We start from the raw sequence: 13,121 nt of genomic DNA, 5'->3' as shown, positions 1-13,121 counted from the left end.
GTGTCTTTTTCTTCCTCTTCTGATCTCAATACTGGGGTAAAACAAAAGAAACTAGCAAGGATTGCTCACCTCCTCTTGCTTATCAGAAGAAAGGTGCATTATAATATTTCCTTAACTATTCCTCATTCTTTCTTAACGGTTTAAGAGTGTGTTGGATATTGACGGAATTCGTTCTTTCTTCAGAATGGCGGCGTATGAAATCTCCTATTATTCAGAAACCTGTTGCCGTCATTCTGGGGAACGCCGGCAACATAGGATATTTGGCGGCTAGGGCATTTGCCTGCCAGGGAATTGCGGTTGCCATGCTGCATGAGTCCGGTGAAGAGTCCTCCCGCGTGGTCGGCTGTCTTCCGGGAGCCAATCACTTCGCCATGTCCGGGCGGCTGGACCATTCACCCGATCTGGCTTCCTTTGCTGGACTGGTGCACACCTTGTATGGGCGCGTGGATTATCTGCTTACCTGTGAAGATGCTGCTGTTAAGGTGAAGGGGTTGAATTATTCCGCACGCGGCCACCTGACCGTTTTGCTGGAGCATGCTTTTGTTTCCGGCGCCACGGTCGTTCATATGGTTTCCCGTTCCGAAAGGAAGGTGAGGTGGAAAGAGGCTGAGACCGGGATGGAAGATAGCCTGAACCGGAGTGATGTCAGAATGAGCCAGGTGGTGATTCACCGCCCGGTATTCCGGCATGTCTCGCATTCCAGGCTGGCGTCCTCCGCCTGTGCGGCGGTGCTGTTCCTGTGCGGTAGTGAAGGAAGGCATATCCACCGGGAATACATTGTAGTCAATGGGAGAAGGGCCGCCTGGAGGCAGGGTGCCCGTCCGGAAACGTCCCTCTCCTTTCTCAAGTCCTACCTGGAATTTTGTTCCGCCTGTTCACGGACGGTGTTTCTGGATGCCTGATAGGCGTGCCATATTTCTGTATTCTGTCGTGACAAAAAGTGTCTGTTAAGATAGTATGCTTCCAAGTAAAGTTATGAAGTTTCAAGGTCTTTATACAGCAATTGTGACTCCTTTTATCGGCGGCCGTTTCGATGAAGAGGCTTTTAGAATGCTTGTGGAAGCCCAGGTTGCAGCCGGCGTGGCCGGCATTGTGGCCGTGGGCACCACAGGAGAATCCCCCACCTTGACTGTAAAAGAGCACTTGAGGGTGATTGAACTGGCCGTCAAGTACGCTGCGGGCCGCATCCAGGTGATCGCCGGCACGGGGGCCAATGCCACCGCAGAGGCCATCCACATGACGCAGGAGGCGGAGAAGATGGGCGTGGATGGTACGCTTCAGGTATGCCCTTATTACAACAAGCCTTCCCAGGATGGCGTTTATGCCCACTTCAAGGCCATTGCGGACGCCACCAGGCTCCCGATCATGCTTTACAGCATTCCGGGCCGCTGCGGCATTGAGATCAGTGTGGAGACGGTTGGCCGCTTGGCCAGGGACTGCCCCCATATCATTTGCGTGAAGGAGGCAGGCGGCAGCGTGGACCGCGTGAACCAGCTCATGCAGGTGGTTCCTGAAGATTTTACCGTCCTTTGCGGTGATGACGGCCTGACGGTGCCCTTTATGGCCTGCGGAGCCAGCGGTCTGGTTTCCGTGGCCTCCAACCTGGTTCCCGGCATCATGAATTCCATCGTGAAGGCCGGACTGGACCGGAATATGGGAGAAATGCTTTCCCTCCAGAAGACGTTTTATCCCCTCATGAAGGGATTGATGACGCTGGACAGCAACCCGGTCCCGATCAAGGCGGCCCTGGCGCTGAGAGGCGATATTCAGCCCGGCGTGCGCCTCCCCCTGGTTCCTTTGCCGGAAGAGAAGGAGGCCCAGCTTTCCGCTCTTCTTCAACGTTTCAACGTTCTTTAATATCTCAATTATATGATTTCCATTCTTGTTACAGGTATTTCCGGCCGCATGGGCCAGGCCGTCCAGGAGGCGGTGACGCAGAATCCGGACACTTGCGTGGGCGCCACGCATGACCAGGGCCAGGAGCTCTATCCGGCCCTCGCCAAGTGCGACGTCGTCATTGATTTTTCCCACCATGCTTTCACCAGCACCCTGCTGGCTGAAGCCGTGGCCAATAACAAGCCCCTGGTGATCGGCACCACGGGCCATACGGCTCTGGAACGGCAGGAAATTATGGATGCAGCCGCATCCATCCCGATCGTGTTTGCCTCCAATTATTCCGCAGGAGTGAACGCCCTGTTCTGGCTGACGCGCAAGGCGGCCCAGATTCTGGGAGACAGTTGTGACATTGAAGTGATGGAAATGCACCATCGCCACAAGATAGACTCTCCTTCCGGCACGGCCCGGACCCTGGCTGAAATTTTGTCCGGCGCCATTGACCGGAATTATGAGGACAGCGTAGTCTTTGGCCGCGAAGGCCTGGTGGGACCGCGTCCGGCCAAGGAGATAGGCATGCATTCCCTGCGGGGGGGGGATGTAGTGGGTGACCATACCGTGGTGTTTGCCTCTGACGGCGAACGCCTGGAACTGACCCATAAGGCGTCCAGCCGCATGACGTTCGCTTCCGGAGCGGTTCGCGCCGCCCTCTGGCTCCAGGGAAAGGAACCGGGACTGTATACCATGGAAGACGTCCTGGGCCTGTCTGAACTGTAATTTTTCCGGCGTCATGGCCGTCCTTCTTTCCCGGAGCGGCCATGGCGCTTTTTTGCGTGATGAAGAGAGCCGGCATCGCACTGGGTTCCAATCTTGGGGACAAGAACAGCCTGATGGTCCAGGCCCGGGACCATCTGCTGCAGATGAGCCTGTCCGACGATCCTTTTTTACAATCCTCCCTGTATGCTACCAGTCCCCAGGGCTGCCCGCACGGCGCGGATGATTATTTGAATGCCGTGGTGGAGTTTACCTGGCCGGGCACGGTGGAAGAGCTGCTGGTGCACTGCCAGGGTATAGAACGTGCATTGGGACGCGTCCGCTCCGGCATCCGCTGCGAGCCCCGTACTGCGGACGTGGACATCATTTATGTGGGAGACATGGTGGTGAATGATTCCCCGCGCCTGATCCTTCCCCATCCCAGGGCCCATCTCAGAAAGTTTGTCCTGAAACCTCTTTCCGACATCAGGCCGGACCTCATTCTGCCCCGGCAGGATAAGACGGTTGCCGAGCTGCTGGCGGAACTGGATACGGATGAGGCTGATCCGCTCCTGGTTTTGGAACGCTGGTAACTGCTTGTTTACTGAACATCATGAATCAATCTCTTGAAAAAGCGGAACGCATCCGCGCCTGCAAGAACAGGCGGTACGTGACGCTGGTAACCGGTTATGACTATCCTACGGGCCGTCTTCTGGATGAAGCCGGCGTGGACATTGTCCTGGTAGGGGATTCCGTGGGAATGGTGCTTCTGGGGTTCCCGGATACCACCCACGTGACGCTGGACCACATGCTCCACCATGTGGAAGCTGCGGCTCGCGGCGTAAAGAACGCTCTGCTGGTGGGGGATATGCCCATTCATACCTATGATACGGTGGAGGAGGCCGTGCAATCCGCCAGGCGGCTGTTTCAGGCCGGAGCGGACGCCGTCAAACTGGAAGGTGGGGCATCCCAGGCGGAAAAGATCCGCGCCATTGTAGATTCCGGCATTCCCGTGGTGGGACACATCGGCCTTTTGCCACAGAAGGTGCTGGAGGAAGGCGGTTACAAGATTAAGGGGAAATCCTCCGCGGAGGCGGAAGCCCTGGTGAGGGACGTAAAAGCCGTGGCAGAGGCGGGCGCCTGCGCCGTGGTCGTGGAAGGAGTAACGCCCCATGCGGCCCGTCAGATTACCGTCCATTCCCCCATTCCCACGCTGGGCATTGGATCCGGCGCCCATACGTGTGACGGGGACGTGGTGGTGATTCATGATCTGGTGGGCGCATTCCCGTGGTTTGTTCCCGCTTTCGTTAAACCCCGCGCAGACGTGGCCGGCAGTATGACTGCCGCTGTCAAGGAGTGGATGAAGGATTCCTATACGGAGCCGGGTTCCATCAAGTCATCATAATTTATTTTAACCCATGCTGGTATTTTCTACATGCTGGAATTCCCACCGCCACCAGGACGGGGAAGAGATGATTGATGAAATCCTCTCCCTGGGATTTGACCATGTGGAGCTTTCCCACGGCATCAAGCTGTCCCTCCTGCCGGGTATCATGAAGGCGGTGGAAGCAGGGAAGGTGCAGGTGGCCGGCGTTCATAATTATTTCCCTGCTCCGATTGACGAGGTGGGGGACGCACCGGACAGCAGGCCGTTTACAGCGGATCTGCCCCAGGTGCGCAGCAAGGCGGTTGAACTGACGAAAAAATCCATGGAACAGGGCGCGGCCCTGGGGGCCGGATACATTGTCCTGCACATGGGTACGGTGGAGCCTCTGGTGAAGCGTACGGATACGGCCCATTTGCAGAGCCTGGCGCGGCAGGGAATGGTGGGAACGGAGTCTTTCGCCGGAACCAAGGGGGAGTTTGTGCGCCGCCGCAACCGGCTGGCCCCCGTTTACCTGGAGCGCGCCCGTGAAGCCATCCGGCAGCTTCTCCCCGGCGCCGCGGAACTTGGCGTAAAACTGGGCATAGAGGGGCGCAGCCATTATGAGCAGGTTCCCAGTGAGGATGAAATGGCCCTGCTGATGCAGGAGTTTGGTGAAAACCCCTTCATTGGTTACTGGCATGACTTCGGCCATATTCAGAGAAAGCACAATCTGCTCATCCTGAATCATGAGCAGTTTCTTCGCAAAATGTCCTCCCATTTAATAGGGGGCCATGTGAACGACGTCAAGTGGCCGGCCCGGGACCATCAGGTCCCCCTGCTGGGCGGCGGGGTGCCGTTTGAACGCCTGCTGCCCTTTTTCCCGCATGGAGTCCCGCTGGTCTGGGAACTTTCAGGCCGCGCCTCCGCGGAAGACATCCGCGCGGCGCGCGTGCTGTGGGCTGAAAAATTCCCGCAGACGCTGGACTGACCATCTTGGGGTTGTAAATCCGGCGGAGTGGATATAAAGTCGGGACGATGATAGACAAGACGACATCCCGCGTCATCCTGGGCCTTCTGGGAACGGCCTGTGTCCTGATAACGGCGTTTGCCTGGTACAAGGCTAGCCGCGCCGCCTCTCTGGAGGCAGGAATGCGCCATAATATTTATGATGAGGATGTACCCTTGTCCGCTCCCGTCCCTGTAGATTACAGGATGATTTTATTTACTCCCCAGGAGTTGGCCAAGGCCCCGCTGGCAGATGTGTTTACGTCCCCGCTGGGAGATGAGAATGGCGCGTTTACCTACGTTGCTCAGGGACTGGGGGACATGAATGTCCCGCGCGGCGGACGGCATACCGGACAGGATTTGAATGGAATTGGCGGGGAGAACACGGATGAAGGCCTTCCGGTGCGCGCCGCCGGGCGCGGCCTGCTTGTTTACGCGGGCGAACCTTCTCCTGACTGGGGCAATGTGGTGGTGCTGCTCCACCGCCTGCCGGACGGCCGTTTTGTGCAGAGCCTGTATGCCCATTTGAAAACCGTCAGTGATATTCCCCTGGGTTCCCTGGTGGGCCGCGGAGAGCAGATCGGCACCGTAGGCACGGCGCATGGGAATTATCTGGCCCATCTGCATTTTGAAATGGTTGAATCCATTGCCCATGAAGCGGGGATGCCGGGTTATGGAAAGACAATATTCAACCGGATCAACCCGGATGAAGTGCTGAAACAGTACGCCCCCCCTCCTGGCATGGTGATGCCTGATCCCATTATTGCCCTGAAACAGGTTCAAATGGCGGCGGGATGGGAAAAACTGCTGGAAAACCTGTACAGGGACAACAGCATGGAAGCTCTGGACAAGATCCTGCCGGATGGCCAGCCGGACACGGGGAAGAAGGAAGGGCGCTGAACGGAGGATGTCCGGCGGTCAGGGCCGCGTGTCCGTATTTTTGGAAACCAGCTCCTGCTGTTTCCGGCTGATTTGCAGGACGCAGACCAGCCACAGCACGGTGGCCGCCGTCATCAGGGAGCCAATTACCAGGAATGCCGCCAGGTAATGTTCCGCCCCAAAGGGGAAAAGTGCGCACAGGGTCAGTGCCGTGGTAACGAGCAGGTACAAGCGCAGGGAGCGGGACGGAGTTTGCAGCATCCACTCCGCCGGATTTTTGGATGCCCGGTACAGCTCCTGAAGAATCAGGGCATTCAGCACCATGCCTACTACGGGCATGCAGCTCAGGAGAACGCTCAGGAAAGGCGTGAACCGGAGTCCCTGAATGTGGAAGCCATGAACATTGGCGCACGCCCGGTACAGCCAGATCAGTTGGATCAGCAGGGAAGGAATGAACAGAATGCTGAAGAGGAAGACCATCGGCGCTACAGAGGAAGGAAGCTGGGCCATGCTCTGCTGAATAGCCGCCTGGATTTCCTCATAGCTGGCGGTATTGTTGGAAAAGACAATCCAACTGCTCCAGAGCATGCAGGGGAGCAGGACGATGCATGCCAGGATGGATAATCTGGCAAGTCCCGCCAGGGGATACCGCAAACGGTATGGCTGGTCTTTCGGGAGGCTTTCCTCTTCTTCATCCCGGATTTTTTCCGGGGCGGGGGACATGGCCGGCAGAACCTGTTCCACGGGCAGCCATCCAGCCATACCCTGTTTCCAGGTGAGCGTTGTTGAGTCGATCACTCCCTGTCCCAGAAATTCGCGGACCTCATATTCGGAATAGGCTCTCGGCTGGGAATCACCGGGGAGTTTCAGGTAGTATTCACTCATTACCTATATTTTAGGGAAAGAAGCGGGCGCGGGGCAATGGGAAATTTGACGGATGACTGATTTAATCAGTCCATAAAAAAACCTCCCGGAGGCGGCTTTTTAAAAGTGGTCGAGCTGACAGGATTCGAACCTGCGACCTCTTCGTCCCGAACGAAGAGAATTCAATTTTTGGCTATTGATAATCAATGGTTGTGTTTCTTGTACCCCTTTCAGACCCTTTATTTTCCGCTTGATTATCGTGCAGTTTTAGCCTTTTCCTTCACGTGTCGAATGACGGGTAGACTACGTGTTAAACGTGTTGATAAGGAACGAGAAATTTTTCAAGGTATCTATGATACTGAATGTTCAGTTAATTCAACAATAAACGATTAGAAAACATAACATTATGGCTATATCAACTAAACCATTTCACCCGCTGGATGCTGAGAACAACCGCCGTTACAAGGTGACGAAAAAAGCCGCCCCCAAGATCGCATGGCACAAGACGGAAGAAACCGTCGCCCATAACTGGGAAGGCTATATCCGCATCGCGGAAGAAGGAGATTATACTTTCTCCGTCACTTTGGATGATAACGGCTACATTGAAATCAACGGCCAGAAGGTCGTGGAAATCACGGGCACGAACTCATCCAAATCCAAGACAGGAGACCCCGTACACCTCAAGAAAGGATTCCACTATACCAAGCTCCAGCACCGGAACGAGGAAGTCCCGGAAGCCATCGCCCCATATCCCAATGCAGAGGAATTCGTTCCCAAGATGGGAGAAGTCGATCTGGAACTTTGGGAAATTGACGCACCTAAAAACTTGATGACAAAAGAAGAAGCTCAAAAACTCCTCAATAACTATGCCGGCCTTGTAGATTATCTTACCATTACTCCCGAAGATAAAAATAGAGTTTGGGAGAAATTCGGAGAAAAAGTCGCAAAGAAAATGGCAGGGCAAGATACATGTGCCACCCGCTTAAGTATCGCTCTTAATCGCTGTGGTTATCGCTTGGCTGATGTTAAATACGGCAATGGAAAACCTGCCGCTGATAACGTTGAGCTGATGGGCGGAGATATTTCCATCCTTAATCCCGGTATGACTCCTGAAAGTGATCCTGCGGCATTAGGCAAACATATTGTTGTCAATGCAGAAGCAATGATCAACCATTTAAAAAACACGATCATGACGAATCTCGGTTGTAAGGGATTTGATTATGATGACAGTACAGATTATTCCACTCCACAATCAGGAGATATTGTCATCTTTGGGCATTCTGGACATGTGGGCCTGTGCCCTGGGGATAATCAGGAAATAGGGTATTACGTATCAGGTGGAGTTTGGCTGTTATACCGGTCATCTCTTGAGTAAGAGAAATAACTCAAATTGGGATTATTACCAGGAAGTGAGAAATCTCGCTCCCCTTTTATTGGAAAGGTTATCTTTCTAATTACCCTTGACTTGTCTTGATATCCATCTCTATACTATTTGAAGTATGAGGAATATTTTTTTTATCCCAGCATTCTTGTTATCTCTTCTGTCGGTAACATATTCTCATGCTGATCTCTTAAAAGATAAGGATATTGTCCACGAATCACAAGAGGATGTCCTTGCCCGCCATTTGAAAAATTCAGACACCGTACTTTTAGTCTGTGTGTATGAATCCAGGTATGTACCATTACCGGAAGGAAAAGGTCATTTGTGGGATAAAGCTTCTCAAACCCGTATTGTACAAACGCTCCGGGGAACTGCTCCCGTGGGCGGCATTCTTATCCTTCACCGGAAGGATGAATCCTTGCCACCCTCCGGGTTGATCAGGGAGGAAGAGGGGCATCGTTTTATTTCTACGCAGGAACAGGGGGAGCTGTGGTATGTCTTCTTGAACTCAAAAGAACTCAAACAGGACAAGCAGGGAACTTTGACGGGCTCTTTGAGTACGATGTTCATGAATCCTTTGAAAATAGATGATGAAGACGGTATGGACAGTTTCCGGAAGCTCCTCCATATTGAACCGGCCAAAATTGCTGAGGAATCGGAAGCTGCCCGCTTCCAGCCGGAATCCGGCGAGTAATCCGGTCTTCCCTTCTTGCTTCGACTTAATTTGAATCATCCCCGCTCATGAAATATGAGCGGGGCTTTTTGTGGAGAAGGTTCATTCTCCAACCTTGGGATTTTAGATGTCGTAGAGTGTTCCTGTGTCGGTATTGATTTTGCATTCCAGAGAGTTGAGGCCTTCGGTTCCAAGGGCGTTCTTTCCTCTGAATTTGTAAATGGCTTTGACGTCTGTCCGTTCAGACTCGGCTTTTAGGGGGTTGCTCCTATGAATTCGGCCCTATCAAGGGGTTAAATTTCATCAGTATAGCGCGATTTATTCACCTTAATGCAAGATGATAGAAGAATAGGGCTGCCAAGGTGTAAAATTGATAGAGATTCAATATTTAAACAATAAAAAGCCGCCCGGAGGCGGCTTTTAAAAAGTGGTCGAGCTGACAGGATTCGAACCTGCGACCTCTTCGTCCCGAACGAAGCGCGCTACCAGCCTGCGCTACAGCTCGTTGTTGTGGTGCGGCGAAGTCTACGGGTGAAAGGAGGGTTTGTCCAGTTTTTTTTATTCGCGCCAGAACTTGGTTGTGATAGGGTGCCGGGGTTATGATGGATATGCTGGTACGGCTGTATGATTTGCCCGGTATTGAAGAAGAGCTTCGGAAGCTTGGAAAGGAAGGCATTCTGATCCGGCGGCCGGGGGTTTATGAACGCCATCTGGTAGCTGACTGGGTGGGGAGGAATTTTTCTCCCAAGTGGGTGAGTGAGGCAAAGACCGCCTTTAGCCGCCAGCCTGTTTCCTGTTATATTGCTACACGGGAAAAGAAGATTCTCGGCTTTGCGTGCTATGACGTGACGGCGCGCGGCTTTCTCGGTCCCATGGGGGTTGCGGAGGAGTCCCGCAAGAGCGGCGTGGGCAAGGTTTTGCTGGTTTCCGCATTGAACGCGCTCCGGGAGTTGGGGCATGCCTACGGGATTATCGGCGGGGTAGGGCCTGCGGAATTTTATGCCCGGACGGTGGGCGCGATGCCCATTGAAGGGAGCTCTCCCGGCATTTACGTGGATATTCTGCCGGAGCCCTGATTCTGCCGGTTACGGAATTCCCTCCCGGTTCCGGATGGCCCTTCTCCCGGACCATCCGGCAGACGGAACCGGAAGTTGTTATTTTTTATACCCTACGGGATGGCAGAGCATGGGCGTTTGAGGGGAGACTAGTTTCAGGGCCTTTGCCAGGGCATCCTTGTTCATGCTGGCCCGGGGGTAGGTGGCCAGCCCCGTTCCGGAGCAGAAGATGGAGATGTTCTGGGAGACGATGCCCGCATCCATGGCCGCCCATGGTTCCGCCGTGTCCGTCACAAGGACGAGGCACACGGGAGCGTCCGCCGGGCGCGCGTCCCCGTCGCTGACGGGAACCATGGCGTGAGCCTTGTGGTCATACAGGTAGGAGGCGTCCTGCGTGCATACGTAAATTTTGACGTCCTGGCGGTTCATGGCGGATGGGGCAGTGCGTTTCCCGGATTCCTGCCGGTTGACGCCGTTGGCGGCCCAGAGCAGGTCTGACAGATCCTTTTGAGAGAGCATTTTTTCAGAGAAGCTTCGGATGGATTGACGGTCGGACAGGGCTTTCATAACGGGCGCTCCCCGTTCCAGGTCCGGCTTGTCCAGTTTGACGGTTTCCGCGGCGTGAAGAAGGGCTGTGGAGGACAGCCCGGCGGCGATCAGGGCAAGGATGATTTTTTTCATGGCGTTGCGGCAGGGATGGTTGATGAATGCGGAGGTTCCGCATTTTTTCATTAACCGGAATTTAACATGGGAAGGAAGGGCTACAAGGTTTTTGTACGCTCGTTTTCGTCGTTGTCCGGCGGGGCGCCGCAGGGGCGGGAAAAAATCGGAAGGAGTTTTCAAGAAAAGCCTTGAGTTCTTGCCTGGAACTGGTATTGAAGGCAACCGATTTTTCGCCCGGCGGGGGAAGGCGCCCCGATTGCCCGCCGGCCAATAAGGGGCCATGAGAAAAATCGGCAATACTAACTCATCAACCATTTAAATGAGCACAACTGAACTGGCGGAACTTATTGACAGCAAGTTCCGCGAATTGCGTGAAGGTTCCATCGTTACCGGAACCATCCAGGAAATCCGTCCCCAAGTCGTTTTGGTGGACATCGGCTACAAGTCCGAAGGCGCTATTTCCATTTCCGAGTTTGAAGACGAGGAGATTGAAGTGGGGGACCAGATCGAGGTCCTTCTGGAACGCCTCGAAAACGACGAAGGCATCGTCGTCCTTTCCAAGGAAAAGGCCGCCCATAAGCAGAACTGGGATAAGATCGTGGGCGTGTACCGCGATGGCGGCCTGGTTAAGGGTAAAGTGAAGAGCGTCGTCAAGGGCGGCCTTATGGTCAACGTTGGCGTGGAAGCCTTCCTCCCCGGTTCCCAGGTGGATATCATTCCTCCGCGCGACCTGAACGAATACGTGGGCAAGGTTTACGAGTTCAAGATCGTCAAAGTGAACGACGACCGCAAGAACATCGTCCTTTCCCGCCGCGAAGTGATCGAAGCCGAACGCGCCGACCAGCGCCAGCGCTTCCTTGAAACCGTCAAGGAAGGCGACAAGGTGGAAGGCCTCGTGAAGAACATCACGGACTTCGGCGCCTTTGTCGACCTCCGCGGCATGGACGGCCTGCTTCATATCACGGATATGAGCTGGGGCCGCGTGAACCACCCGAGCGAAATGCTCCACATCGGCCAGTCCCTGGAAGTCGTGATTCTGGAAGTGGACCGTGAAAAGGAACGCGTTTCCCTGGGTCTGAAGCAGATGACGGACAACCCCTGGGCGGACATCGAACGCAAGTACCCGATCAACTCCCATGTCAAGGGCCGCGTGACCAAGCTCCTGCCTTACGGCGCTTTCGTGGAGCTGGAAAAGGGCGTGGAAGGCCTGGTGCACGTTTCCGAACTGTCCTGGGTCAAGAGAATCACCCGTCCGAGCGACGTGCTGAAGCTGGACCAGGAAATCGAAGCCGTGGTGCTTTCCATTTCCGTGAAGGAACAGAAAATCTCCCTCGGCGTCCGCCAGCTGGAAGACAATCCCTGGGCGGATATCGAATCCCGCTTCCCGATCGGCACCGTTATCAAGGGGCAGGTCCGCAACCTTACTCCCTACGGCGCCTTTGTGGGCCTGGAAGAAGGCATCGACGGCATGATCCACGTGTCCGACATGAGCTGGACCCGCAAGATCAACCACCCCTCCGAAGTCCTCAAGAAGGGCGACGAAGTGGAAGCCATCGTTCTGGAAATCAAGAAGGAAGACCAGCGTGTCTCCCTTGGCATCAAGCAGCTTGAGTCCGATCCGTGGGAATCCATCAACGACCGCTTCAAGGTGGGCGACATGGTGACCGGGCAGGTGGCCAAGATCGCCAGCTTCGGCGCCTTTGTGAACCTGAACGGGGACATCGACGGCCTGATTCACATCTCCCAGCTTAGCGAAGACCACGTGGAACGCGTGAAGGACGTGATCAAGGTTGGTGATGAAATCACCGCCCGCGTGATCAAGGTGGACAGCATCGAACGCCGCATCGGTCTTTCCATTAAGGCCGTCAATTACGATACCGAACAGCTCCGCCGTGAAACCGCCTCCTTTGAAGCTCTCCGCCCGAGCAGCGACATGGTGGGTCTGGAACACGCCTTCAACCTGGCTACCCGTGAAAACGAGGAATGGAGCCCTTCTGAAGAGAAGTAAGCTTATCTCCGTAATTCACTGATTGATTTAACCGCCGCGAATAGTGATATTCGCGGCGGTTTTTTTTCTCATTCCAAATTTGAATGGAAAAAGTCTTGAGTTAGTTTCGCCTAAGGGATTAACTGTTCTCTTATACCATGTTGGAGCTGACCAAGAGCAATGAGGATTATCTGGAGGCCATCGGGCTGCTGTCTGAAAAGAGCGGAACGGCCCAGGTGCGGGATATTGCAGAGATGCTTAAGGTAAAGATGCCTTCCGTGACGTCTGCCGTGAAGCAGCTGGCGGACATGGGATTGGTGGAATATACGCAGTACGCTCCGGTCAAGCTGACCCCCCAGGGACGCCGGATCGCCGGGAAAATCATTGTCAGCCATGGCATCCTGTTTGATTTTCTGCGGGAGGAGCTTGCCCTTCCGGAAGAACGCGCCAATGAGGTTGCCTGCCAGATTGAGCATATCATGACTTTTGAGGAGATTGAAAAGCTCAAGTCCTGCCGGATACGGCCTTTTGAAGGCGCCGGGGAGGATTCCGCCCGGTAAGTGTTTAGTTCCGGTGGCAGCGGGATTTGAATTAAGCCTCCGCTGTGTTTTGGAGGCTGTTAATTGATGAAGGCCGGAAACTGGAAAAGCCCGGTTGGGGCG

Annotated in this window: 14 protein-coding genes and 2 tRNA genes; 12 read left to right on the top strand and 4 right to left on the bottom strand. The window is 54.5% G+C overall.

Annotated features, from left to right (window positions below):
• Nucleotides 1-194: 194 nt before the first annotated feature.
• From HHJ06_RS08665 to HHJ06_RS08635, 7 genes are all read left to right on the top strand, one after another.
• Complete coding sequence (locus HHJ06_RS08665) at nucleotides 195-902, top strand: hypothetical protein (RefSeq protein ID WP_215428942.1); 708 nt, start codon at nucleotides 195-197, stop codon at nucleotides 900-902.
• Between the two features lie 73 nt (nucleotides 903-975).
• Nucleotides 976-1,857, top strand: coding sequence for a 4-hydroxy-tetrahydrodipicolinate synthase (gene dapA / locus HHJ06_RS08660; protein WP_215428941.1), 882 nt, complete (start codon nucleotides 976-978; stop codon nucleotides 1,855-1,857).
• 12 nt (nucleotides 1,858-1,869) lie between these two features.
• A complete protein-coding gene (gene dapB / locus HHJ06_RS08655; protein ID WP_102712377.1) occupies nucleotides 1,870-2,610 on the top strand; it encodes a 4-hydroxy-tetrahydrodipicolinate reductase in 741 nt (246 codons plus the stop codon).
• Between the two features lie 59 nt (nucleotides 2,611-2,669).
• Entirely contained in the window at nucleotides 2,670-3,179 is a 510-nt protein-coding gene (folK, locus tag HHJ06_RS08650; protein ID WP_251841474.1) for a 2-amino-4-hydroxy-6-hydroxymethyldihydropteridine diphosphokinase, read from the top strand.
• 20 nt (nucleotides 3,180-3,199) lie between these two features.
• On the top strand, nucleotides 3,200-3,991 hold the full coding sequence (gene panB, locus HHJ06_RS08645; RefSeq protein ID WP_215428939.1) for a 3-methyl-2-oxobutanoate hydroxymethyltransferase: 792 nt from the start codon (nucleotides 3,200-3,202) through the stop codon (nucleotides 3,989-3,991).
• 13 nt (nucleotides 3,992-4,004) lie between these two features.
• On the top strand, nucleotides 4,005-4,940 hold the full coding sequence (locus HHJ06_RS08640) for a sugar phosphate isomerase/epimerase family protein (protein WP_215428938.1): 936 nt from the start codon (nucleotides 4,005-4,007) through the stop codon (nucleotides 4,938-4,940).
• A 47-nt stretch (nucleotides 4,941-4,987) separates the two neighbouring features.
• The gene (locus HHJ06_RS08635; RefSeq protein ID WP_215428937.1) at nucleotides 4,988-5,857 is read left to right on the top strand and encodes a M23 family metallopeptidase; all 870 of its coding nucleotides are present in this window, start codon (nucleotides 4,988-4,990) and stop codon (nucleotides 5,855-5,857) included.
• Nucleotides 5,858-5,875: 18 nt separating this feature from the next.
• Here HHJ06_RS08635 and HHJ06_RS08630 read toward each other — a convergent pair whose 3' ends face one another.
• On the bottom strand, nucleotides 5,876-6,721 hold the full coding sequence (locus HHJ06_RS08630) for a GYF domain-containing protein (RefSeq protein ID WP_215428936.1): 846 nt from the start codon (nucleotides 6,719-6,721) through the stop codon (nucleotides 5,876-5,878).
• Nucleotides 6,722-6,827: 106 nt separating this feature from the next.
• A tRNA-Ser gene (locus HHJ06_RS08625) sits at nucleotides 6,828-6,938 on the bottom strand.
• 168 nt (nucleotides 6,939-7,106) lie between these two features.
• Between HHJ06_RS08625 and HHJ06_RS08620 the strand changes: the two genes are divergently transcribed.
• Both HHJ06_RS08620 and HHJ06_RS08615 read left to right on the top strand, forming a co-directional pair.
• The gene (locus HHJ06_RS08620; RefSeq protein WP_215428935.1) at nucleotides 7,107-8,075 is read left to right on the top strand and encodes a PA14 domain-containing protein; all 969 of its coding nucleotides are present in this window, start codon (nucleotides 7,107-7,109) and stop codon (nucleotides 8,073-8,075) included.
• Between the two features lie 124 nt (nucleotides 8,076-8,199).
• Entirely contained in the window at nucleotides 8,200-8,775 is a 576-nt protein-coding gene (locus tag HHJ06_RS08615) for a hypothetical protein (RefSeq protein ID WP_215428934.1), read from the top strand.
• Nucleotides 8,776-9,182: 407 nt separating this feature from the next.
• Here HHJ06_RS08615 and HHJ06_RS08610 read toward each other — a convergent pair.
• A tRNA-Pro gene (locus HHJ06_RS08610) sits at nucleotides 9,183-9,259 on the bottom strand.
• Between the two features lie 94 nt (nucleotides 9,260-9,353).
• On the opposite strand from HHJ06_RS08610, the gene HHJ06_RS08605 reads away from it, so the two are divergent.
• Entirely contained in the window at nucleotides 9,354-9,830 is a 477-nt protein-coding gene (locus tag HHJ06_RS08605) for a GNAT family N-acetyltransferase (RefSeq protein WP_215428933.1), read from the top strand.
• A 78-nt stretch (nucleotides 9,831-9,908) separates the two neighbouring features.
• On the opposite strand, the gene HHJ06_RS08600 is transcribed toward HHJ06_RS08605, so the two are convergent.
• On the bottom strand, nucleotides 9,909-10,490 hold the full coding sequence (locus tag HHJ06_RS08600) for a SagB/ThcOx family dehydrogenase (RefSeq protein WP_215428943.1): 582 nt from the start codon (nucleotides 10,488-10,490) through the stop codon (nucleotides 9,909-9,911).
• Between the two features lie 301 nt (nucleotides 10,491-10,791).
• Here HHJ06_RS08600 and HHJ06_RS08595 point away from each other — a divergent pair, with 301 nt between their 5' ends.
• Together HHJ06_RS08595 and HHJ06_RS08590 are read left to right on the top strand one after the other, a co-directional pair.
• A complete protein-coding gene (locus tag HHJ06_RS08595) occupies nucleotides 10,792-12,480 on the top strand; it encodes a 30S ribosomal protein S1 (RefSeq protein WP_102712389.1) in 1,689 nt (562 codons plus the stop codon).
• A 137-nt stretch (nucleotides 12,481-12,617) separates the two neighbouring features.
• Nucleotides 12,618-13,019 (top strand): metal-dependent transcriptional regulator, encoded by a 402-nt coding sequence (locus tag HHJ06_RS08590; protein ID WP_215428932.1) that lies wholly within the window; start codon nucleotides 12,618-12,620, stop codon nucleotides 13,017-13,019.
• Nucleotides 13,020-13,121: the final 102 nt, after the last annotated feature.

The organism is Akkermansia muciniphila (assembly GCF_018709685.1).
Lineage (GTDB): Bacteria > Verrucomicrobiota > Verrucomicrobiia > Verrucomicrobiales > Akkermansiaceae > Akkermansia > Akkermansia muciniphila_E.
Note: the sequence above shows the minus strand (reverse complement) of the source record. Positions and strands in the feature narration are given on the sequence as shown.

Coding starts and splice junctions, on each gene's coding strand:
- dapB (WP_102712377.1), top strand. CDS start 1,870: ATGATTTCCATTCTTGTTACAGGTATTTCCGGCCGCATGGGCCAGGCC.
- HHJ06_RS08630 (WP_215428936.1), bottom strand. CDS start 6,721: ATGAGTGAATACTACCTGAAACTCCCCGGTGATTCCCAGCCGAGAGCC.
- HHJ06_RS08605 (WP_215428933.1), top strand. CDS start 9,354: ATGATGGATATGCTGGTACGGCTGTATGATTTGCCCGGTATTGAAGAA.
- HHJ06_RS08620 (WP_215428935.1), top strand. CDS start 7,107: ATGGCTATATCAACTAAACCATTTCACCCGCTGGATGCTGAGAACAAC.
- HHJ06_RS08600 (WP_215428943.1), bottom strand. CDS start 10,490: ATGAAAAAAATCATCCTTGCCCTGATCGCCGCCGGGCTGTCCTCCACA.
- HHJ06_RS08640 (WP_215428938.1), top strand. CDS start 4,005: ATGCTGGTATTTTCTACATGCTGGAATTCCCACCGCCACCAGGACGGG.
- HHJ06_RS08665 (WP_215428942.1), top strand. CDS start 195: ATGAAATCTCCTATTATTCAGAAACCTGTTGCCGTCATTCTGGGGAAC.
- panB (WP_215428939.1), top strand. CDS start 3,200: ATGAATCAATCTCTTGAAAAAGCGGAACGCATCCGCGCCTGCAAGAAC.
- HHJ06_RS08595 (WP_102712389.1), top strand. CDS start 10,792: ATGAGCACAACTGAACTGGCGGAACTTATTGACAGCAAGTTCCGCGAA.
- folK (WP_251841474.1), top strand. CDS start 2,670: ATGAAGAGAGCCGGCATCGCACTGGGTTCCAATCTTGGGGACAAGAAC.
- dapA (WP_215428941.1), top strand. CDS start 976: ATGAAGTTTCAAGGTCTTTATACAGCAATTGTGACTCCTTTTATCGGC.
- HHJ06_RS08590 (WP_215428932.1), top strand. CDS start 12,618: ATGTTGGAGCTGACCAAGAGCAATGAGGATTATCTGGAGGCCATCGGG.
- HHJ06_RS08615 (WP_215428934.1), top strand. CDS start 8,200: ATGAGGAATATTTTTTTTATCCCAGCATTCTTGTTATCTCTTCTGTCG.
- HHJ06_RS08635 (WP_215428937.1), top strand. CDS start 4,988: ATGATAGACAAGACGACATCCCGCGTCATCCTGGGCCTTCTGGGAACG.